The sequence below is a fragment of the Psychrobacter sp. TWP2-1-2 genome (assembly GCF_049896785.1).
Classification (GTDB): Bacteria; Pseudomonadota; Gammaproteobacteria; order Pseudomonadales; family Moraxellaceae; genus Psychrobacter.
Window position 1 is genome coordinate 33,120 of record NZ_JAFCVA010000008.1, and the last position, 22,793, is coordinate 55,912.

21 protein-coding genes are annotated in these 22,793 nt (G+C 43.7%); 7 read left to right on the forward strand and 14 right to left on the reverse strand.

Features of this window, described 5'->3' with window-relative positions:
- Positions 1-7 precede the first annotated feature (7 nt).
- From ACP7AE_RS08895 to ACP7AE_RS08905, 3 genes are all read right to left on the reverse strand, one after another.
- A complete protein-coding gene (locus tag ACP7AE_RS08895) occupies positions 8-679 on the reverse strand; it encodes an ABC transporter permease subunit (RefSeq protein ID WP_060490392.1) in 672 nt (223 codons plus the stop codon).
- Entirely contained in the window at positions 676-1,422 is a 747-nt protein-coding gene (locus tag ACP7AE_RS08900) for an amino acid ABC transporter permease (protein WP_201501958.1), read from the reverse strand. The genes ACP7AE_RS08895 and ACP7AE_RS08900 overlap by 4 nt, the downstream gene beginning before the upstream one ends.
- A 96-nt stretch (positions 1,423-1,518) precedes the next feature.
- Positions 1,519-2,505 carry a glutamate/aspartate ABC transporter substrate-binding protein gene (locus ACP7AE_RS08905; RefSeq protein WP_426242628.1) on the reverse strand — a complete coding sequence of 329 codons (987 nt, stop codon included), beginning with the start codon at positions 2,503-2,505 and terminating at the stop codon, positions 1,519-1,521.
- A 324-nt stretch (positions 2,506-2,829) separates the two neighbouring features.
- Between ACP7AE_RS08905 and ACP7AE_RS08910 the strand changes: the two genes are divergently transcribed.
- Positions 2,830-3,810 carry an Hsp33 family molecular chaperone HslO gene (locus ACP7AE_RS08910; protein ID WP_201539815.1) on the forward strand — a complete coding sequence of 327 codons (981 nt, stop codon included), beginning with the start codon at positions 2,830-2,832 and terminating at the stop codon, positions 3,808-3,810.
- Between the two features lie 116 nt (positions 3,811-3,926).
- Here the strand turns inward: ACP7AE_RS08910 and ACP7AE_RS08915 are convergent, their stop codons facing one another.
- The 11 genes from ACP7AE_RS08915 to ACP7AE_RS08965 all read right to left on the reverse strand — a co-directional run bounded on the left by ACP7AE_RS08915 (position 3,927) and on the right by ACP7AE_RS08965 (position 15,697).
- Positions 3,927-5,396, reverse strand: coding sequence for an esterase/lipase family protein (locus ACP7AE_RS08915; RefSeq protein ID WP_426242630.1), 1,470 nt, complete (start codon positions 5,394-5,396; stop codon positions 3,927-3,929).
- 228 nt (positions 5,397-5,624) lie between these two features.
- Positions 5,625-7,826, reverse strand: a complete 2,202-nt coding sequence (locus ACP7AE_RS08920; RefSeq protein WP_426242632.1) for a PhoX family protein — start codon at positions 7,824-7,826, stop codon at positions 5,625-5,627.
- 250 nt (positions 7,827-8,076) lie between these two features.
- A complete protein-coding gene (locus ACP7AE_RS08925; RefSeq protein ID WP_227676394.1) occupies positions 8,077-8,721 on the reverse strand; it encodes a fumarylacetoacetate hydrolase family protein in 645 nt (214 codons plus the stop codon).
- 272 nt (positions 8,722-8,993) lie between these two features.
- Positions 8,994-9,719: an ABC transporter permease gene (locus ACP7AE_RS08930; RefSeq protein WP_201604686.1), complete on the reverse strand. Its 726-nt coding sequence runs from the start codon at positions 9,717-9,719 to the stop codon at positions 8,994-8,996.
- Positions 9,720-9,731: 12 nt separating this feature from the next.
- The gene (locus tag ACP7AE_RS08935) at positions 9,732-10,466 is read right to left on the reverse strand and encodes an ABC transporter permease (RefSeq protein ID WP_045453595.1); all 735 of its coding nucleotides are present in this window, start codon (positions 10,464-10,466) and stop codon (positions 9,732-9,734) included.
- 24 nt (positions 10,467-10,490) lie between these two features.
- Complete coding sequence (locus tag ACP7AE_RS08940; protein WP_426242634.1) at positions 10,491-10,691, reverse strand: hypothetical protein; 201 nt, start codon at positions 10,689-10,691, stop codon at positions 10,491-10,493.
- Positions 10,692-10,924: 233 nt separating this feature from the next.
- Positions 10,925-11,836: an ABC transporter substrate-binding protein gene (locus ACP7AE_RS08945; RefSeq protein ID WP_426242636.1), complete on the reverse strand. Its 912-nt coding sequence runs from the start codon at positions 11,834-11,836 to the stop codon at positions 10,925-10,927.
- A 102-nt stretch (positions 11,837-11,938) separates the two neighbouring features.
- On the reverse strand, positions 11,939-12,865 hold the full coding sequence (locus tag ACP7AE_RS08950) for a transporter substrate-binding domain-containing protein (RefSeq protein ID WP_201539820.1): 927 nt from the start codon (positions 12,863-12,865) through the stop codon (positions 11,939-11,941).
- Between the two features lie 32 nt (positions 12,866-12,897).
- Positions 12,898-13,698 (reverse strand): transporter substrate-binding domain-containing protein, encoded by an 801-nt coding sequence (locus tag ACP7AE_RS08955; RefSeq protein ID WP_173936682.1) that lies wholly within the window; start codon positions 13,696-13,698, stop codon positions 12,898-12,900.
- A 311-nt stretch (positions 13,699-14,009) separates the two neighbouring features.
- Positions 14,010-14,807 (reverse strand): ABC transporter ATP-binding protein, encoded by a 798-nt coding sequence (locus ACP7AE_RS08960; RefSeq protein ID WP_045443533.1) that lies wholly within the window; start codon positions 14,805-14,807, stop codon positions 14,010-14,012.
- 566 nt (positions 14,808-15,373) lie between these two features.
- Complete coding sequence (locus tag ACP7AE_RS08965) at positions 15,374-15,697, reverse strand: hypothetical protein (RefSeq protein WP_201539821.1); 324 nt, start codon at positions 15,695-15,697, stop codon at positions 15,374-15,376.
- Between the two features lie 449 nt (positions 15,698-16,146).
- Here ACP7AE_RS08965 and ACP7AE_RS08970 point away from each other — a divergent pair, with 449 nt between their 5' ends.
- The 6 genes from ACP7AE_RS08970 (at position 16,147) to ACP7AE_RS08995 (ending at position 22,766) form a co-directional block, all read left to right on the forward strand.
- Positions 16,147-17,448 carry a glutamate-5-semialdehyde dehydrogenase gene (locus tag ACP7AE_RS08970; protein WP_270894755.1) on the forward strand — a complete coding sequence of 434 codons (1,302 nt, stop codon included), beginning with the start codon at positions 16,147-16,149 and terminating at the stop codon, positions 17,446-17,448.
- A gap of 181 nt (positions 17,449-17,629) precedes the next feature.
- Positions 17,630-18,400, forward strand: a complete 771-nt coding sequence (locus ACP7AE_RS08975; protein ID WP_426242639.1) for a ribonuclease domain-containing protein — start codon at positions 17,630-17,632, stop codon at positions 18,398-18,400.
- A 1-nt stretch (position 18,401) separates the two neighbouring features.
- Entirely contained in the window at positions 18,402-18,770 is a 369-nt protein-coding gene (locus ACP7AE_RS08980; protein WP_045453580.1) for a barstar family protein, read from the forward strand.
- A gap of 89 nt (positions 18,771-18,859) precedes the next feature.
- Positions 18,860-20,134, forward strand: coding sequence for a sodium/glutamate symporter (gene gltS, locus ACP7AE_RS08985; RefSeq protein ID WP_045453577.1), 1,275 nt, complete (start codon positions 18,860-18,862; stop codon positions 20,132-20,134).
- A gap of 141 nt (positions 20,135-20,275) precedes the next feature.
- Entirely contained in the window at positions 20,276-20,524 is a 249-nt protein-coding gene (locus ACP7AE_RS08990; protein WP_045443523.1) for a DUF2164 domain-containing protein, read from the forward strand.
- A 193-nt stretch (positions 20,525-20,717) separates the two neighbouring features.
- Positions 20,718-22,766, forward strand: a complete 2,049-nt coding sequence (locus tag ACP7AE_RS08995) for a WG repeat-containing protein (protein WP_426242641.1) — start codon at positions 20,718-20,720, stop codon at positions 22,764-22,766.
- The last annotated feature ends 27 nt before the right edge of the window (positions 22,767-22,793 follow it).

The window sequence follows — 22,793 nt, forward strand, 5'->3', positions numbered from 1 at the left end:
ATATCTATCAAAATCGCAAACGCTTTTGCAATTGTTGTACACCCACGGAGGCACTGACACTGATGATGAAATACACCGCACCAGCACCCAAAATGTAAGGCGTCAGCAAACCCATCAGCTCACCGCGTACATAGGCGGCACGGAAAAAGTCTGTCAAACCAATAGCGAAAACCAACGTCGTATCTTGGAATAAAATAATACACTGCTGCAAGATTAGCGGCAGCATCTTGCGAAAGGCTTGTGGCAAAATGACCAGACGCATGGTCTGCCCATAAGTCATGCCTAACGCTTTAGCCGCATTAACCTGACCACTACCAATCGATTGAATACCAGCACGCACCACCTCTGAAAAGTAAGCGGCTTCAAACATCATAAATGCAACCACACAAGAGGCAAAAGCAGCATCAAGTTGTAAGTACTTACCCGCTATCCAAAAATAAATCATCGGTACGGCAAAGTAAAACCACAGTAGCACTAGTAGTAGCGGTACAGAGCGGAAGTAATTGACGTATAGCTTTGCTGGAATCTCAAGCGCTTTGATACCAGACAAGCGCATCAACGCCAATACCGTTCCTAAGCTAATACCACCAATAATCGCCAAAAACAGCACCTTTAAGGTGGTAATCATGCCGCCCATCAAACCAGGATAGGCCGTTGCCAATTCGGTCATCATGTTCATTTCTGACCTCCTGCAATGAGCCCAGGTACACGCAGTTTGCGCTCAATTAACCCCATCATAGCAATCAACGATAAGTTAAATACTAAATAAATAATCGTCGCGTAGGTATAAATCTCGATGCTGTTTTGGGTGTATTCGCTGATGGTTTTGGTTTGACTGATCAGCTCCATTACCCCCACTAATGAGGCGACGGAGGCGTTTTTGAAGCAGTTGGTCAGCTCAGAGCTGAGCGGTGGCAAAATAATACGAAAGGCCTGCGGTAGCAGTACTTCTTTGTAGACTTGCGGAATACTAAAGCCTAGTGCATAAGCAGCATTGATCTGACCTTCGGGCAATGACTCAATACCTGTACGTACTTGTTCAACGATACGAGCGGCGGTAAATAAGCCAAGACCGATACTTGCTGAGAGCATGGCTGACGTGTTGGGCGATAAATCCTTATACCACCACTCTTGTATCGTGGGCGTGAGCCAGCCAGGTGCAATATAAAACCAAAAGAACAACTGGACAAGCAGTGGAATATTACGAAAAAATGTCACATAAGCGGTGCCAATGGCACGAGCGGTCTTATTAGGCAAAGTACGCATGATGCCAAAGATAGTACCTACGACCATAGCAATGGCCCATGCGATACTACCAATCAATAGTAGCCAGCCAAGACCAGTAATCATCCAATGGATATAAAGCTCATTACCGATACCAGTCTGCTCAAAGAGCACACCCCAGTTCCAGCTATAATTCATGGTTGTCTCTCCGAGCAGCGACTGAAAATCCTACGTGTTCAGATTGACATCAACATCAGTCTGAACACGTAAGCAAGCTATGTTGCAGGACAATAATTACTGTGCCGTCGCAACTTTCGGCTGAGCGCTGTCATGCGGACTGGCAATCAAGGCTTTCAAGTTGTCAGACATCTCAAAGTTTAGATTGACGTTCTTTGGTGGGATTGGGTTTAGGAACCACTTGTCATAAATGCTGTTGATTGCCCCTGATTTAAAGACATTCGCTAACGCTTCATCGACCACTGCTTTGAACTCAGGATCATCCTTACGCATCATACAGCCATAAATCTCAAACGATTGCGGCGTGCCGACGATGACCCATTCATCAGGATTTTTTGCTTTGGCTTTTTCGCCAGCAAGTAGTACATCATCCATCATAAAGGCATCCGCGCGACCATTTTCTAGCATAAGGAAGCCTTCGCCGTGGTCTTTTGCTGAAATGATATTCATGTCCATTTTGTTGTCATCGTTATACTGACGAATATAACGCTCTGAAGTTGTGCCTGCGGTGGTGACTAAGGTCTTACCTTTTAGGTCTTCGAAATCTTGAATACCTGAGTCTTTTTTGGTCAATAAACGCGTACCGATTTCAAAGAAACCGTTAGAGAATGCCACTTGTTTTTGACGCTCTTCGTTGTTGGTGGTCGAACCACATTCAAAGTCGACCGTGCCGTTTTGTACCAAGGGAATACGGGTTTGTGAGGTGATAAGGTTATAACGGACGTTGAGGTCTGGCATGTTTAGCTTTTGCTTAACCGCTTCGACGACTTTCATCTCTAAATCGTGTGCATAACCAATCGGCTTATTTGGGTCGTCAGCGATATAAGAAAATGGAATAGAAGAGTCACGGTGACCGACCACGATAGTACCCGAGTCTTTGATTTTTTGTAGAGTACCGTTGGTAGTGGTTTCTGTCGCTGTTGCATCATCTGCTGGCGCATCAGTGCTGGTTTGGCTACTGTTATTACACCCTGCAAGACCTAGTGCCATAAAAGCAGCGAGAGTTAAAGGTTTAGAGAAAGACCTAGAAGATAGATAGCTCATGAGATACATCCTTTTATCACATTATCACAAGATTGAATGAGTGCTTGGACGACACAGGTCTTATTCATTGACCTTATTGCCACGCATCCATGCGGTTGTTGTTGCTGTTATTTATCACAATGCAACTTAATGTTACTGTACAACAAAATAGCGGGTGTGGGTAAAAAATTTTTAATGAGGCTTATTTTTTAAGGATATCGGGTTTAGTATCACAATAACTATCCAATAAACGCCTTTAATCTGTTAAACAATATCTAACGGGCAATTGATAAATCACGATGAATCCCCATAAAGCTAACAACTTCTTAATACTATAAATGACCTATGACACAAGATACTCAAGTCCCTAATACGGACAGCCAGAACGCTGGCAACCATAGTGACAATGACGTACGTCAACGTTTCTTTATTGAAGATTCGCCAGTGCGCGGTGATGTGGTGCGCCTATCACGCAGCTATGCCAGTACAATAGCCCAAAAGCCTTATCCTGAAGCGATCAAGCGCTTATTGGGTGAGATGCTGACAGCAGCGAGTTTGCTTATCGGCACGGTCAAAATCAATGGTCACCTGTCCATTCAGTTGCAATCATCAGACAGCGATAGCTTGCTAAACTGGGCAATGGCAGAATGCAATCAAGACGGTATCATCCGTGCCCTTGCTAGCTGGAAGGGTGAGACTGATGAGCAAGTACAGGCTTGGGAAAATATGACTCATGCCAAAGAGGCATTTGCTGAATTGGGTTCGATGGGTCAAGGCGTGTTGTTTATTAACATTCAGCCTGAAGGCGGCGAAGCCTATCAAGGCATCGTCGAGCGCAGCCATGACAATTTGGCAGACTGCTTAGCGCACTACCAAAAGCAATCGGCGCAGATTCCAACCTTGATTAATTTGGCATCTGATGGTCTACAAGCGGGTGGCATGTTGGTACAGATGCTTCCTCGTACTGCTGAAGAAACCTATGAAGTCGAGCAAAACCAAGATGCGGGTATCGACGATGACTTGTGGACGCGTCTGAGCGTTTTGACACGGACAGTGAAAGCTGAAGAGTTGACCACGCTTGATGCCAACGAAATCCTTTATCGCTTGTATCATGAGGAAAATGTCGTCGCGCCCGACCCTGTTGCCTTATCATTTGGTTGTACCTGCTCCCGTGAGAAATGTGAGATGGCCATTGAGCAAATCGGTGAAGCAGAAGCCTTAGACATCATTGATGAGCAAGGCGGTAACTTTGAGATGGATTGCGGTTTTTGTGGCGAGATGTATAAATTTAATAAAGACGATGTGACCGCGATATTTTCTGAGTAATTAGGGTTTAGTGCAGCTCGCTTAGTAATAAAAAAACCCTCAAGTGTGTCGCTTGGGGGTTTTTAACGTCAGGGCTTGAAATTTATGACTGACGATATAAATGGTTTCGAGCACGCTTAATTGGCTACCTCATCCACTTCTGGATAAGAATAGATACGACTATCAAGCCCATACTTTGCATCATGGGCATCGCCTAGCCTGTTATCCAATAGCCAAGCAATAACTTGCTCATGTACTCTATCGCTGTAGATTAAATTCATGTGATTGACTCCATAAAAAATCGCCTTATGTCCCTCTGGTACTGCTAGCGTATGCTCTTCGGTATATTCGCCGAGCGCTGACTCTACTGAGACCAACCCGTCCCCAAGCAAACTTGTGGTCTTAGATTCATAATGAGTTTCAATCAAAGCTGCTGCCACTAAATAGGTATTCACATGCAGGGGCAAACGCGTGGGATGACGAAACTCTGCTGGCAGCACACTGCGCCCTTCGGTAGACTTCCAATCAGCATCGCGAATACTGCCGTAACGTAAATCTATAATACCGGCGCTACGCAAGTCGCCCAATTTAGCCAATGATCCTGCAAAAGGCAGCTTAGCGATTTTATCTTGAACAAAATGTCCAATCTGCTCCAAGCTTGCGCCATGATGCGGTGAGCCTAAGGTGACAAGATTACCCACGCGTTTGACCCAGCTAAAGCCTTGCTCTTTACCGTAAAACAACGCACTACGGCTCAACAAACCGCCCATACTATGACCGATTAAATCTATCTGAGTGACGTCTGGATTATTCTCAACCAAATCTTGCAAAACTTTTGCAAAGCTACGTCCGTTGCTAGAAATACGCCGACCCGTATTATAGTTTAAATACAGCACCGTCGCTTTTGGCAAGTGATTGACCAACGCTTCACCCAAATTGCCTTCTCCAGATACCTGCCAGCTCAAGTGACTCATACAAAGCCCATGGCATAAAATAATAACATGCCCTGACAGCGCGCCACTTTGTACACGATTGTATTCATCGTATAGCACCATCGATACTGCCAATGGGTTGTGATGAGTGATAAGGTGATCGCCCATGACGCCATTTAGAATATTGACCAAGCGACGTAAGTTTTTGGGTAAAGGTTGTATTTTTTTGGGTTTAGAAACAGTGTTATAAAGACGCAGCCCTGAGGCAAGATTATTGCCCACCAATTGCATCGTATAACGCACCGTGCCATAAATACGCCCCGTGATACCGCGCTGCCAGTGCTCAATATTGCCTTTATTAAACCGCCCTAAAGGACGCAGCAGAATCTCACGATGGATAGCCTCTACAATATCAGTGACTTCCACCACGCCCATCGTTGCCAACTGAGCCAAGCCTTCAAAAAAATCAACCAACGTAATGGGCTGATGCGGTTTGCTATAACTGTTATCCACCGTCTCTGCGCTCAGCTCATCGACATAGATATATTCGAGTTTCGCCAACTCTTCATAGACATCGCCCTGAAAACCTTCACCAGTATCCGACTCAATAGCAGTTGGACGCCGAGTGGTGGCAAATAAATCATGAATGGTTTCTAAAGGTTTTGGACTGGTCATAGTGTTAACATATCAAGCAGTTGAAAGGATTTTCCATACTATCCTGTAATTGTCATAAACAGAAGAGAATGATTTAACTATCAAGTATTTTTATTGTCAAAGAAAGGCGCTATCCCTTAATACCAATGCTTGCATATTAATAACTATCCTCCAAAATACAAAATCCCAAGCCATGACTTGGGATTTATGTGTTGAGTAAGACACATCATTACTCATGCAAATGTCTAATTAGACAAACGACTCTGCCAGTATGACATCGCCATCTTCGCGCGTAATCATCACGGTCGCTGAGCGCGGCGTACTGCCTCCAGCAATAGCGCCCCAAGTATTACCCGGATGCTGAATATTGATAAATAAGGTTTTAAAGTCAGGAGCCATGGTAATACCTGTGACTTCACAGCCTTCAGGACCGACAAAAAAACGTTTGATATTGTCATTACTAGCAGGCATGCCGACTCGTGTTTGTTGTCCTGCTGAGGTCGTTATGGCTGTCCCATCACTAACTTTACCCGGCAGCGCCGCCAGTAACATACAACTGCTGGTATCGGTATAAGCGCCGTCATCGGTCTGAATCCACAATACCCCACGTGGATCAAAGTACAAACCATCGGGAGAAGACAAATCATTGCTATCATTTAACTGTGACAAATTTTCTGCGACCAGATCATAAGGCGTGGCAAACAAATAAATGTCCCACTCAAAACTCGTGGCTGCATGATCGCCACCTGTTTCTGCCCAGCGAATAATATGACCATTGTCATTACCTGCCGCTTTTTCACCTGCCTGATAGCTACGCGGATTAGAGGCTGACACAGGTTGGTCTTCACGTACGCCGCGATATTTATTATTGGTCAATGTGACGTATACCTCACCCGTCATAGGGCTAACCGACACCCACTCTGGTCGATCCATTTTGGTGGCGCCGACCACATCTGCTGCGGCACGAGCAAAAACCAACACCTCATCCTGCCCATTAAAAGGCAAAATAGTATTGGAGGCATCCAGTCCATTTTGACCATGGACGAGTGCTTTCCATTCACCGCTGCCATCTTCATTAAAGAGAGCAACATAGAGCGTACCGTCATTCAAATACTTATCACCTGCTTTTAAGCCACCGCCGATATCACTATTTGACCATGTGGCTTTGGAGACAAACTTATAAATATATTCGCCGCGAGCATCATCGCCCATATAAAAGACCACCGGTTTGCCTTGTTCAACGGGGGCATAAGCACAGTTTTCATGGGCAAAACGTCCCAGTGCCGTACGTTTTTGCGGCATAGAGTTTTGGTCAAAAGGGTCAATTTCGGTGATATAGCCAAAGGTATTAAAGCCATTACGATAATCGTCAGCCGCACTGGTACCGACGGCGGTCATATCCCAGCGCGAAAACTCATCGGCTATCTTGGCATCTTTGGCTTCAGGTGTGTGCCACAGATACTCCCAGCCTGGGAAATACTCTGTTGCACCGTAGCGCTCGCGACCATAGTTTTGCCCATCACTTAATTGGCTAGCATCTTGCCCACGGGCGAATACCCCTAAAAAGTTCTCTTCGGTGGTCAGATAGGTGCCCCAAGGTGACAAACCTGCACCGCAGTTATTATTGATGCCGCGCGTCTGAAAGCCTGTCGGATCAAACTTAGTCTTGACCAAATCAGAGCCAGCAACGGGCCCTGTTAACTGCGCCGTACTACTACTCGTGAGACGGCGATTATATTTCGAATCAGTCACCATCTCATAACCCTTACCATCAGTACGTTTGGTCATCTCGACCACCGCAACACCATGGCAATTAACTTCTCGGCGCACATCGCTCGCAAGGCGACGGTTTTTAAATATCGGAGCAGCATTATCATCTTGGGTCACATAGTAGCCAAACGGACTCAATTCGTTACTATTCACGTATTCATGATTCATGACTAGCAGGCCATTATCTGACGCTTTGGCATCATACGTGCCGCCATTCTTACCAAAGAACCACATGCCATCATGGTTATCACCCATGCGCCACTCGAATGATTCTGCCGACTGCTCTCGGTTGTCTTTCCAATCATCGATACCCGATATCAGCGGCGTACCAAGTGGTAATATCATCTCGGCTTTATAGCCTGCTGCCACACTCATCGTCTCGGCAGTTGAATGCGCCACTGCCGTAAACTTCAAAGTCTCAGGACGTTTGAGATCGCCCTGTGCAGGGATAGCCGCGTTATTATCAGTATTTTTGATAGGACTGCTATCATCGTCATCGCTACAGCCAACCAAAGGTAGCGCCCCAAAAAAAGCCGCCGCCGTCAATCCTGTGCCACCTTTTAGGATACTGCGACGATTTAAACGACGACTAATAATGGTTTGAAAATCGATATTGTCAGTCGGATTAGAATCTTCAACGACTTCATGGGCAAGTGGTTGTTTATTATTCAATAATGTCATTATCAGTCACCTTGCTATTAGGCTGGATTGGCGGAGAGTTGGTCGCGGCTTTACAATTATCACCACAAAAATACGAATTACGCCTAAGTCTACCGAGAGTTTATGACAGAACGTTGAAACATAGATGACAGTCTCATGACAGCACTTTGTAAGCCCCTCATAAAACGAAAAAAATCCCAAGCGTTAACTTGGGATTTTTTGATAGCGTCGCTGCATTTGACGACTGATAAAATAGTACTGCTATAAAAACTTATTGAACCTGCGCCTGCCATTCATGGGCACCGAGCTTCAATTTTAACGCATCGCCTGCTTGTAATATGCCAACGCCGCTCGGCGTTCCAGTCATAATCACGTCACCTGCTTGTAAGCTAAAGGCATGGCTAATCTCTGCCAGTAATTCATAAACTGGAAATAGCATCAATGCACTATCACCATCTTGCTTCAACTCATCATTGATATAAAGCTGATATTCGACATGGCTAAAATCACCAAACGCTTGCGGATCAATCCAATCAGCAAGCACACAGGCACCATCGAAACACTTAGCACGCTCCCATGGATGACCTTTTTCTTTGAGCTTACTTTGCAAGTCACGTAAGGTCAAATCCAGCCCCAAAGTCACGCCACCTATCGCTTGCTGTGCTTGTTCAAGCGTGGCTGCCGATAAGTCTGCTGCTAATTGCACACACAGCTCAGCTTCATAATGGGTCTCACCATATATCGCTGGATTGGGACGGACGATATCATGACGCACACTGACCACTGACGATGCTGGTTTCATAAATAAGATGGGTGATTTTGGTATCTCATTGCCAAGCTCGCGGGCGTGTTCCGCATAGTTACGGCCGACACAGACCACTTTGCCGATGGATGCACGTACGCTATCGTTAACCATTGCGATACTCGTGTCATCATTGACGCTGGCAGCAATCGCATTGATTAAAGACATATGGGGTGATTTGCTCATACTAGGCACTCACAGCAGATTATTGATAGGTTGGTCATACATACTGCACTATCTGTCGCTATTTTTCTAGGGCTTATCTTCATTTTAAAAATAGTCATAAAAATGAGATAAATGGCAGTTAAACAAAAGAATAGCGGGTTAATATTAAGATATTAACCCGCTATTTCATTGATTTTTTAGCATTATTTTGAGCCAAACCATTAAGGTATGGTGTTGGTCATTACATCAGGCGGTACATAGCTTGTGTGGCGATTCATTCTTTTTTCAAACAACCTAAAGCTAAACAGAATCACCCATGATAATAGAAGGTAAATAATACCAGCAGCAAAGAACAGCTCCATCAAGGTATAAGTTCGCGCACTAATGGTTCGAGCGACACCCGTGATATCCATCAAAGCGATGGTTGACGCAAGCGCACTGCCTTTTAGCATAAAGATCACTTCATTGCTATAAGCTGGAATGACAATACCAAAGGCACGGGGTAAGGTAATACGCGTAAGCTTCTGCCATTTCGACATACCGATAGCGTCAGCTGCTTCGAGCTCACCAACAGGAATCGTCTGAATCGCACCGCGAATGATCTCTGCCAAATAAGCACTGGTATTCATGGTAAAGGCAATGATGGCACACCAATACGCTTGACTGAGCACAGGTTCCCATAAGAACGAATTCCGTATAGCCTCAAACTGTCCTAGACCATAATAAATCAAAAATATCTGTACCAGCAGCGGCGTGCCACGGAAGAAGAAGATATAAGAAAAGGGTAGTATCTGCACCAGCCAGTTTTTTGACAAGCGTAACTGGGCTAAAACCAAACCAAAAAAGAGACCGATAATACCTGAGATAACCACCAGCTGTACGGTCAATACTGCCCCGTCTAATAAATCAGGAATACTATCAAAAATAACCTGCCAATTCCAATCCATAGTATCTCTCCTCTATCCTATGGTCGATTGACGGTGGGTTGACTGACGGCTCAGCTTTTTAGCGTAGCGTGCCGCTGGATTGGCGCGCCATTCGAGCCACATCATAAAACCAGTAATCAACATGGTTAAACCCAGATAAATAATCGCAGCAGCCATATAAAAAGTAAATGGCTGCTGCGTTGATTGAGCGGCACGTGACGCCTGATACATGATGTCTTTGAGACCCACAACTGATACCAATGCAGTATCTTTGAGCAACACCAAAAACAAATTGCCCAATCCTGGCAACGCAATCTGCCAAACTTGTGGCAAGGTAATGCGATAAAACGTCTGAAAAGGACGCATACCAATCGCTTGCGCCGCCTCCTTCTGCCCTATTGGAATCTCTTGGATCGACATGCGAAAAATTTCAGTCGCATAAGCGCCAAACGCGATAGACAACGCCATCACGCCACCCCAAAAGGCACTGATCTCAACATATTCGTTATAGCCGAATTTTTTGAGAATCGTCATCAGCAGCATAGAGCCACCGTAATAGATAAACAGTACCAATAGCAACTCTGGAATACCGCGCATTGTCGCCGTATATACAGTCGCAATTTTACGCAGCAGCCAGACATTGGACAGCTTAGCTGTGGCACCGAGCAGCCCTAAAGCCATGCCGATGACTAAACTGGTCATGGCAAGCTTGATGGTGACGGTAGCGCCGCTCAGTAGTAGCGCGCCAAATCCTTGTAAATCAAACACAATTATCCACTCAGTCTCTTTATATTAGCAATTTGCAAAATATGAGTTAAAAGAATCAGCATCAATCGCTGAGCGCTGCTGATAAGCGTATTTTATACCAAATAGACCTTGGTACTTTGCGTCATAGATGGACGTCAAATCAATACGATTATTGCGGCGGAAATTGACACAGTAGAAATGAGCGCTGATTTTATCATATTCGCTGCCAGCTATGTTAATACTCACACGTAAAAGCAGTGCTTAAATAGACGCTTATCTTCTTAAAAATGCATTAGATTAGTCATATTTTTACAAACCGAACAGTCAATATCACAAGACCAAACTATTTTTTATAAAAAACAAAAAAAGGATATCGCTATTGAAGCAATACCCTTCCTATGAAATGGAATTCAAATTAACCTATTAAAAATCACCATTCTCACGGTTACGATGCAACAGTGCTAAACATATTTTAAGACTTATTCAGCAGGTTTTTCTGTCGGCTCAGTAGTGACCGTCGAGCTTGATGCTGGAATCGCAAAATATTTTTGATTGATTTTATCGTAAGTGCCATCCGCTTTAATATTGACCAATGACTTATTAATTTTTGCTTGCAATGCATCGCCTGGACGCACCGCGATGGCAAAATTATCATTGATGTCAATCTCTTGACCTTTGAGCGCATACTGACTGCCTGAGGTGGAGCCAAGCCATTCTAGCGCTGGCAGCTTATCAGACACCATCGCATCGACACGATTCGAACCCAAATCCAAAAACGCATTACTGAGCGTGTCATAAAGCTTCATATCAGCATTTGGATAAACTTTTTCTAACCACTGCGAAGAAATGGTCGAGCGCTGAGCGGCAATAGAGTGCGCATTGATATCATCGCTATTACTGGGATCGAAGCTGCTGTCTTTTCTGGCCAAAAACACCAAGGTATTGCTAAAGTACGGCTCTGTAAAGCTGACTTGTTGCTCACGCTCAGGCGTCACCGACATAGCGGCCACAATCGCATCATACTTACCCGCTTTTAGACCGGGGATAATACCGTCCCAATCTTGCGCCGTGATTTCACACGTCACCTTCATATCGGCACAGATAGCGTTGGCAATATCAACATCAAAACCACCAAGGGTGCCATCCGCATTGGTATAGTTGAAGGGGGCATAAGCGCCTTCGGTACCAATACGTAACACATCACCCGTCGCTGCGGTCTCAGCGGCGTCTGGGCTGACATCATCATTTGCATCATTTTGACCATTGCTACACCCTGCTAAGGTTAAAAGCGCCGCCATCGCAAGCAAGGGCGCTGAAAAACGTCGCGCCTTGATGCCATTGATAACGGATGCGTTCGCGATTGCACGGTGTTGGTCAAAATGGTTATTCATGATCATCCTTGGGGTTTGTGAGTAAAATAACACTCATCTCTATGAGTGAATATCGCCATACGTGACAGCCATATCAGCCGAGCACAGAGATGAGCTATGATATTAGTTAGTCGCCGCTTCAGCTGATTCTTCTTTCACTTCAACAGCATCATCACCTTCAACCACCATCACTTCTTTTACGTCGGTGGTTGCCACGGCTTTTTGCGCAGCAGCGGTAGAGCTGGTGCCAAAATAGCTGCCTGTGATTTGGTCATAAGTACCGTTTTCTTTTAATTCAGCCAACGCTTTATTGAACTTAGCGACCAATGGATCGCCTTTACGAAGCGCGATACCCATGGCATCTTCGTCGGTGCTGATTTCTTGTCCTTTTACTTCATAGTCTTTACCAGCATCCGTTTTTAGCCAATCGATGCCAGTGACTTTATCGGACATCATTGCCCGTACGCGACCTGAAGTCAGATCCAGATACGCATTATCTTGGGTATCATAAAGCTTGATATCAGCATCTGCATGTTCATCCTGCAAGTACTGTGAAGCGACGGTTGAGCGCTGTGAGGCAATGGGCTGACCTTTTAATGCATCGACGCGAATGTCATCACCTTTTTTACCAATCAAGATAATGCCGGTGTGAAAGTACGGGTCAGTGAATTCAACCACTTCTTTACGCTCAGGCGTGATCGACATACCTGCGATAATTGCATCGAATTTTTGGGCATTTAGACCAGGAATGAGACCATCCCAATCTTGTGAGATGACTTCACATTTCGCTTTCATTTGTGCACACAGAGCGTCGACCAGCTCAATCTCATAACCAATTAACTTGCCATCAGCATCGGTATAACTGAACGGCTTATAGCTTGATTCGGTGGCAATTTTTATGTTCATAGGTGCATCGGCTGTGGTGTCAGCTGCCGCACCATCTTCTGGCGTGGTGCTATTATTACAACCAGCCAGCATAAGCATCGCGGCACTTAATGGCGCAAGCCAAAGCACCTTAGTTTTTAATGATGATGTCATTGATATTGTCATGTTTGCTATTCCTTCATTTTTCAATCAGAAGATTATTGACCAAAGTTCGCTTGCTCAAGACGTGCCAGCTCACCGTTACTACGGATTTCGCTGAGTGCTTTATTAAAGTCGTCTCTGAGTGCGTCACCTTTACGAACAGCAATGGCAATATTGTCGTCATTGTCAATTTCGTCACCAACGATACCAAAGCCTTCAGGGTTGTCTGCCAACCATGATTTGGCAGAGACTTTTTCCGCCAATACTGCATCGCTACGACCAGACTTTAGATCCAGATAAGCATTGTCATAATTGTCATACAACTGCACAGTATTGCCGTCTTTGCCTTCATAGTTATCTTGTAAATAAGCGCCAGGCGTGGTTGAACGTTGACCACCAAGTGTCAAGTTTTTGATCGCCATAGGATCAAAACTGCCTTTGGTATCGGTCAGCCAAACCATCGTATTGGCAAAGTAAGGCTCGGTAAAGTCGACTTTTTCTTGACGCTCAGGTGTAATAGACATACCCGCAATCACTGCATCATATTTTTGTGCTAAAAGACCCGGAATAATACCATCCCAATCTTGAGCGACGATTTCACATTTGGCTTGCATCTGTTTACATAAGGCATTGGCAACGTCAATATCGTAGCCTGCCAAGCTGCCATCAGCATTGGTGTAGTTAAAAGGAGGGTAAGCACCTTCAGTCGCGATACGAATGGTCTTGCCAGCCGTTTCTGCTGCAGTGGCGTCAGTGTTGCTATCAGTAGTTTCATTAGCCGGTTGACTACAGGCGCTCAGCATCAATGCGGCGGTAACGGTCATCGATGACCACAATAGGCGAGAATTCGACATCATACATTCCTTAAATTCTGATGGGTTTTTAATGTAGGGTTCTGATATTTTGTTCTCTGACGTCCCTGCCAGACAAGCAATATAGATAGCAGAATACACAAGCAGCCGTCATTATCGACCACCTGTAAACCTTTTGATAATACCTGAGTAAAATATCAAAAACAAACGTTTTACATACCGACTGTTATTAACGAGTAATAAACGGTCAACGCTGCTTACTAAGCAGTAATTTTATGCTTAAAATAAAATGACGATAGGGTGGTAAGAATATTACCACCCCATTTTTGCATATAAAACGGATACTAAATACGAGGCTAGTTCTGACGATGCGATGCCATAAAGTCTTTGACACGCTCAGAGGTAGGATTATCAAAAACTTGCTCGGGCGTGCCAATCTCTTCAATCACGCCTTGATGCAAGAACACCACTTTGCTTGATACTTCTCTCGCAAAACGCATCTCATGGGTGACGATAAGCATAGTACGCCCCTCTTCTGCCAACTCACGCATGACGGCGAGCACTTCATTGACCAGCTCAGGATCTAAGGCTGAGGTTGGCTCATCGAATAGTAGCACCTGTGGCTGCATGGCAAGCGCACGGGCAATTGCCACACGCTGACGCTGACCACCAGATAAATTCGCTGGATAGGCGTCTTTTTTATCAAGCAAACCGACTTTATCGAGCAGTTTTTCAGCATCGCTAATGGCTTGATCTTTTTTAATCTTTAAAACCTGCGTTGGTCCTTCGATGATGTTTTGCAAAATCGTTTTGTGCGGCCACAAGTTAAAGTTTTGGAAGACAAAACCCACGCGCGCGCGCAAGTTTTCCAATTGCTTGATATCGACCGCTTGCAGCTCACCTGACTTGGCAGGCTTAAGCATCAGCTCATCATTACCGATAATAATACGACCTTGATTGGGTTTTTCGAGCAAATTAATGCAGCGCAGCAAGGTAGATTTACCTGAGCCTGATGAGCCCAAAATAGAGATGACATCACCGTCATATGCGGTAAGGGACACTCCTTTTAGAACTGCCAATGAGCCATAGCTTTTATGGACGTCTTGTAAATCTAAGGCGATAGGCCGAGTCGGATCTTTTGCAATATCAAGCATGGTTCAGCAGACTTCCAATAAATATGAGTGAAAACACGAATAAAAATGAATAAAAAATAGCGGCATAGGCAGCATAAATAGTATCAGCATCAATCATAGCATTATTGTGATAAGGCAATGATTCGTGACACAAATAGAAAAAATGTCACATTGTCTCTTATTACACAGCAAAAAGGCAAATCCTGTATTGAACCAGATGCTCAATCAACGCTGAATCAGTGGTAAATAAATATTAATAAGCCACTAAATAGCTAGGGCGTGTCTTCATTTCAAAAATGGAGATAAAAATGAGATAAATTGCCGTCAAACAAGAAAAATAGCGTAGATAATATCGGGATATTAACAAGCTATTTGACGATGTTTGGCAATATTTATCCATTTTTAGCCCATTTAGATGACTATTGAGTGAATTGAAGACACGCCCTAATATAAAAAAGCCCAGACTGTATTTACAGCGCTGAGCCTTATTTTATCACTTTCGTGTACTGGGCGTAGTTTTATCTGATTATCTAGTTTTATTCGCTTATATCATCAACTAATAATAATCAGTTAATCAAAGTAGCGATTTAATACGTCGAGACATGTTCTTCGCTCTCAGTACCATCCAGCACTTCGGCGTCATCTGCTGTTGCCACCGCCACATCATCATTATTATCCACTGCCATGCCATCATCGGCGCTAGCAACTGCAATATCATCGCCATCACCTGCTGTCGCAACACCAGTAGCTTCATCCTCTACTGCTGTTTGTGCATCAACGGCTGGAGCAGTTTCCATAGGGGCTTCCTCTTTCTTACTGCAAGCGCCCAATGTCAATGCCGCGGCAACCAAACCAACTGTCAGTAAGCTTTTACGCGTGGTGTTGTCGATACTGTCATTTCTAATAGCCATTTTTATTCTCCATCATTATTTCATTTATTGAATTGTATTTGACGAGCAACCATTCGTACATGAATGTCTGCCCTTTAATTGCTTTTTGATGCACCGTTAAGCTCTACTATACGTATGATTAATGCTAGCTACCTTAGTAGTTACAACACAGTTCTGTTAAAACCACGTAACCGAAGGCTTGTATTTTTGCTTTCTCTAAAATGATGTTTGTATCATGAAGTGGCAAGGACTCAGTAATGGTAAAGTCAGTAAAATGACGCGACGACAATGCTCATAAACGCTATGTAAAGCAGGCACTGTTCACAAAATCATCTTTACTATCGCCTCAATCTCCTCTATGTTAAATAGCATAATACCTGATAGGTATCAAAATCATCTTTTTGCCACATTTTCGCCTTTTTGGGCGCTTTCATTTGCTTAAAACATTTATAACATAAGGAAAATAATTTGTGAGTCAATCGAATACCACAGACGTTACTGCCTATATGCAAGCTGTCGGCAAACAAGCACGAGCGGCTTCTCGTGTGCTGGCTGCGGCAAACACTGGTGACAAAAACTCAGCATTAATAGCGATTCATGATGTGTTAAAAGAGGCCAAATCAGATATTTTGGCCGCCAATAAAATCGATATGGATAATGGACAAAGCAACGATTTAGAGGCAGCCTTACTGGATCGCTTAGAACTAAATGATGCCCGCTTTGACGGTATGCTCCAAGGGTTAAAAGACGTCGCCTCATTACCAGACCCTATCGGCGAAGTCACCGACATGACCTATCAGCCATCAGGGATTCATTTGGGTAAAATGCGGGTGCCGCTCGGCGTGGTCGGCATGATTTATGAGTCGCGCCCTAATGTGACCTTAGAAGCGGCTTCATTGGCGCTAAAATCAGGCAACGCTATTATCTTGCGCGGCGGCTCTGAAGCGTTTGAATCCAACCAAGCGATTGCCAAGTGTATCTTGGAAGGACTACAAAAAGTCGGGCTGTCTGAGCACAGTGTGCAAGTATTACAAACGACAGATCGTGCTGCTGTCGGCGAGCTGATCACCATGACAGATTATGTCGATGTCATCGTCCCACGCGGTGGCAAAGGGTTGATTGAGCGTATCAGCCGCGATGCTCGCGTTCCTGTCATCAAGCATTTAGATGGCAACTGCCACACCTTTATCGATAGTGATGCGGATGCCGAAATCGCCATCAAAGTCAGCGTCAATGCAAAAACCCATCGCTACGGTACGTGTAATACCATGGAGACGCTATTGATCGACGAATCAGTTGCGGGTGAGCTATTACCTAAGATTGCCGAAGCCATCATCGCCGCTGATGATGCGATGCAACTGCGCCTTGATGACAAGTCGCAAGCCATCTTAAATGACAATGCTAAGCTTGCTGGACATCTGTCTGCGGCCACTGCTGAGGATTGGGATACCGAATATTTAGCGCCTATCTTAGCGGTAAAAGTTTTGTCAGGTATTGACGAAGCCATTGAACATATCAACACTCATGGCAGCCATCATACCGACGTTATCATTACCGACAACTATACCAAGTCGCAACGCTTCATCCGTGAAGTCGACTCGGCGAGCGTCATGATTAACGCCTCTAGCCGTTTTGCCGATGGCTTTGAGTATGGATTGGGTGCCGAGATTGGCATCTCGACCGATAAAATCCATGCTCGTGGTCCAGTAGGACTTGAAGGTCTCACCTCACAAAAATGGATCGTGTATGGTCATGGTGAGACTCGCGCCTAACGTCTTATCGCTTAGCCTATCATCCACTCTCTCATTTAACGTATAATCCACAAAAAAACGCCAGCTCAATTGCTGGCGTTTTTTAGTAGTGTCAAATATGTTATATATGCGGTATTAAAACTATGTATATGATAGAAGTCATGCGGCACGATAACAAAACATGCGATAGGAAAGTGGGCTTATGCAGAGTGGTAAAATCAAGCACTGGAATTCAGATAAAGGCTATGGCTTTATCGATGTAGACAACCAAAGTGAAGACGTGTTTTTTCATGTGAGTAAAGTGCGATTATCACAGCCGATAACCATCGGTCAAAGCGTCTATTTTAATAGTGAGCGTAATGATAAAAACCAACTACGAGCCACTGAAGTCACTTCCAACGAATTGAGTATTTTAGCCACTCCAGACTCAAATATAGCCAATCACCATTCAAATAATGGCAGCCGAAACAACCCTACTGATAATAACAAAAACCCGCGACACACTACCCGTGACAATCGTCATAGTCAGCGTGGCAATCAAAACAAGAGAAGCTTAGGATCTACCCTATTTAGTTTGATTGCCCTTATTGCCGTTGCTGTTTACTTTTTTGGTGATTTGTCGTCTGGGTTTTTGACCAATAGTATTGACCCAACGGCGGTATCAGAAACCTCATCAGAGACCCAGCCAGCAAAGACAAGCGGCGTCACGGGCGATGCTCAGATAGACAATACCATTGCCCTTATTCAACGAGGCGGGCCCTTTCCTTATCCTCATAAAGATGGCACGACATTTTATAATCGTGAGGGCAGGTTGCCCACGCAGTCACAAGGCTACTACCGCGAATATACCGTGCCGACCCCTGGCGTGTCACATCGCGGTGCACGGCGTATCGTCACAGGTGGTCATCCGCCGACCGTGTATTACTTAACCGTTGATCACTATGACAGCTTTCGCAGACTGGACGTAAAATAATATGAGTAAAGCCATCCACTATATTAATCTGGGTTTTGACCAAGATATTAACCAAAAAACTACAGCACTAAATGCTAGCATGCCCGCTCAGACTGTTAACATACCAGTAGACGAGATACTCAATAAAACCACATTATTAACAAACTTAGCCAATGCCTGTGATTTTCCCAGCTATTTTTCACATAACTGGGATAGCGCATGGGACTGTTTAACGGATAGCGAAGTGACTCACCTGATGCTGGATCTAACAGCGGTGAAAAAAATAAACACCGAAGATTTTAATGTTTTCAAAAGCATCATTGAAGATGCCTACAGAGATTTTGGCAAGCCGCAATTATGGGTTATTATGCCGTCCGTGGATGATGCCTAGTCGCCAATCACCACACAAACCTGAATTCGAGATAAAACCATATTTATCCCGAATTCAGGTTAATTTATTTTTATAGAAAGGATTAATATATGGAAATTACCCTAAACGGCTATTACACGCTGATACTAGCCACTCTAGTGCTGCTGCTTGGGCGCTTTTTGGTCAAGAAAATTAAATTCTTAGAAGATTTTAACATTCCAGAGCCTGTTGCTGGTGGTTTGGTCGCAGCAATAGTGGTCTATATTCTAAATATCATTTGGGGATATAGTTTTAACTTTCATCAAGGATTACAGACGGCTACCATGCTGATGTTTTTTGCCTCTATTGGTTTGAGTGCTGATTTTAGTAGACTCAAAGCCGGTGGTACGCCATTGTTGATTTTTACCATCGTTGTGTCCGTTTTTATCGTCTTGCAAGATGTCGTTGGTGTGGCCATGGCAAGCGCGTTGGGACTTGATCCACTACTTGGATTAGTGACAGGTTCTATCGCCCTGACTGGTGGTCACGGTACGGCAGGCGCTTGGGGTATCACTTTGGAGCAAGATTACGGTGTGGTCGGTGCAACGACACTTGGTATCGCTGTTGCCACCTATGGCTTAGTCGCTGGTGGTATCATTGGTGGTCCTGTTGCTCGTCGCCTGATTCAAAAGCTGGGGTTAAAACCAACGCCCGCCAATCCCAATCCTAGTGACATCGAAAAAGTCGCTGGTGCGCAGTCGCTTTATAGCACTAAACATGATGAAGATTCGGCGAGTAGCAATAAAGAAATTTTTGAAAGACCTGATAGCATGCGCTTTATCACCGCCTCTTCTACTATTGAGACATTGGCATTGTTTGCCGCAGCGTTGGCTTTCGCCGATGTCATGACGCTTGTTGCCCAAGGCACATGGTTTGAGCTACCTACCTTCGTTTGGGCGTTGGCAGGTGGTGTGATTATTCGTAATGTCTTAACCACTATCTTTAATTTTGATATGTTTGATCGCTCTATCGACGTATTTGGTAACGCTTCTTTGAGTCTGTTCTTAGCCATGGCGCTGCTGTCATTGAAGCTATGGCAGCTGACTGATTTGGCAGGTCCTGTGTTGATTATCTTACTGGTACAGACGGTCATTATGGTTGTTTATGTCTATTTCATAACCTTTAAGGTGATGGGTAAAGACTATGATGCAGCGGTCTTGTCAGCTGGACATTGTGGTTTCGGTATGGGTGCGACGCCAACGGCGATTGCCAATATGCAGGCGGTCACGGATCGCTATCTGCCTTCGCCTAAGGCGTTTTTGATTGTGCCAATGGTTGGTGCTTTCTTCGTCGATATCGTCAACGCGACGATCTTGCAGATATTTACTAAACTGCCGTTTATGTAATTTTATAAGCAATAAAGTCGAATTAACCTGAATAAGGCTGGGCTACGCTATCGTAACCCAGCCTTTTTATTGGTTATTCAACCTTCCTATAAAGATATGATTGAACTAAGCTAGATCATTACCTAGTATTGAGAGAATGATATGAGTAAAGACAAACTTATCAAGTTATCGAAAGAAGAGGAAGAAGCGCTGTTAGATAATTTGAGAGATTATATGAGCGAAGAGTTTGATTTGGATATCGGTAATTTGCCTGCCAAGTTCTTATTCGATTTTATAGTGGACTTGATTGGCTCTAAAATATATAACCAAGCCATCGATGATGCTGAGCCTTGGTTATATGAGAGGTTTATGGGCATATTAGAAGACAGTCATGCGCTGAAGAAGGATTAGCTACTATTTTCTACGACACAAAAAAACCGCCTAGCAAATGCTAAGCGATTTTTTATTTCAAGCTTAAAACTCAATAATTAAGACTTACTGATTTTTAGCATAAACCAGGTACAGTAACGGATGAGAATATTTGTCTGGACTTAACTTAGTTGTCTACCTACTATTGAACTAATGATGACTGTTGTAGATATTTATGTTCTTTAATCCGATTTTCTCAAAACTGAAGGTCAGCCTCGCTCTAGCGACAACGTTATTTGCACAAATTGCTTGGGCAAATGACTCATTGACCGAGGTATGTAAAAAGCCACCTATCGCAAACTACGAGAGTATTGATTGCTTAAGTGAAGGATTAGCACGAGTAATGCGTACTACTTTTAAAAGCCCATATAATTACGACAAATATGGTTATGTTGACGCTTCAGGACAAATCATTGTACCACTGCAATATGATAAGGCTAAATCTTTTAATGAAGGGTTGGCCGCTGTCGCGACATCTCGCCCATTGGCAAATATCGTTATGCTAGATAAATGGGGCTTTATCAATGAAAAGGGCAACACTATTGCTTCATTACAATATGAAAATGTTGAGTCTTTTTCTGAAGGCTTAGCAATGGTTGAGAAAAACAATAACAGTGGGTTTATCAATAAAACTGGAGAGGAAGTCATCCCACTACAATATAGTAATGCTGGGTCTTTTTCTGAAGGTATGGCAAGAGTTCAAAAAGATGATAAATGGGGTTTTATTAATAGAGCTGAAGAGGTTGTTATCCCTATCCAGTATGACTATGTAAACTTTTTTTCTGAAGGGTTAGCCGTCGTCGAAAAGGCTGGAAAATATGGATTCATCAATAAACAGGCCAATGAAATCATCCCTCTACAATATAGCAATGCAACCTCTTTTAATGAGGGTTTAGCCAGTGTAACCATGACTGAACACTATCCATCCTCAGATGATCATTATGGATTTATTGATAAAAAAGGAGATTTTGTCATTCCAGAGCAGTTTAATAGCGCTCACTCTTTTGAGCAGGGTATCGCACGGGTAGAAAAAGAAGGCAAATGGAGTCTCATCGACCAAAGCGGAAATAAAATCACTCCTATACAGTACAGTGCTATTGAAGTTTTCGATGAAGGGCTAGCCCGCGTTGAGAAGAATGATAAGTTTGGCTTTATTAATAGAGCGGGTCATGAGGTCATACCTACAGAATATGATTCTGTCGAAGACTTTAGTCAAGGGTTAGTTATCGTCACAAAAGAAAATAAAAGAGGGGTTATCGATAGTGCAGGCAACGTCATTGTGGCTGTGGAATTCGACAATATCTCTCACACTGCCGACGGCATTATACATATCTCTCAAGCAGATAAATTTGGCTTTTTAGATGCGTCAGGCAAAGTCATCTCACCACCACAATACGATGAGGCTGGTGTATTTATTGATGGTCTAGCGTGGGTTAAAAAGGATGATAAATATGGTTTCATTGACAAGTTAGGTAACGCAGTTATCCCCTTGCAATATGAGAATGTTTTGGATTTTAATAAAGGTCTTGCCCCTGTCACTAAAAATGGTCAATCAGGGTTTATAGATACGACAGGAGCTATAATTATCCCTCTAAAGTATGATTATACTTGGCATTTTGATAAAGACTTATTAGCAGTTGATATAGACGGTAGGATGGGGCTAATCAATCAAATTGGCCAAGTGGTCATACCGTTAGAATACGATAAAATTGATACGTTTGAAGCAGGTTTAGCACCCGCTCAAAAAGACGGATTATGCGGCTTTATTGATACCAAAAATAAAACCGTTGTTCCCTTTAAATACGATAAGGTTGAGCCTTTTACCAATGGTATAGCTCATGTCACCAAAAAGACTAAAGTAGGCTTGGTAGATAAACTGGGTAAAGAGATTGTGCCAGTACAGTTCAATGACCTTAAGTTTTTAGATTTAACGTATATTAATTTTTTGGATGAAGCTCTAAAAGGTGCAACGACCTTTAAATTAGAAAATGAGCAAAGCAATGCCTTAGCTGTAGTAGATAACAAAACCAAATTTTCAGAAGATAGCCTATGGTACTTTGAAGGAGATATCACCAGTGTGAAACAAGACGCACAATTAGGATATTTCGATAATGAAATCGCCATTATTCCGCAGAATCAAGATGCTATAAAGCCTTTTAATAAAGGCGTTATACTTGTTAAAAAAGAAGGCAGTATATTTTATCTCAAAACAGAAGTGAGCTGACCATAAAAAAACCGCTTAGCCATTCAG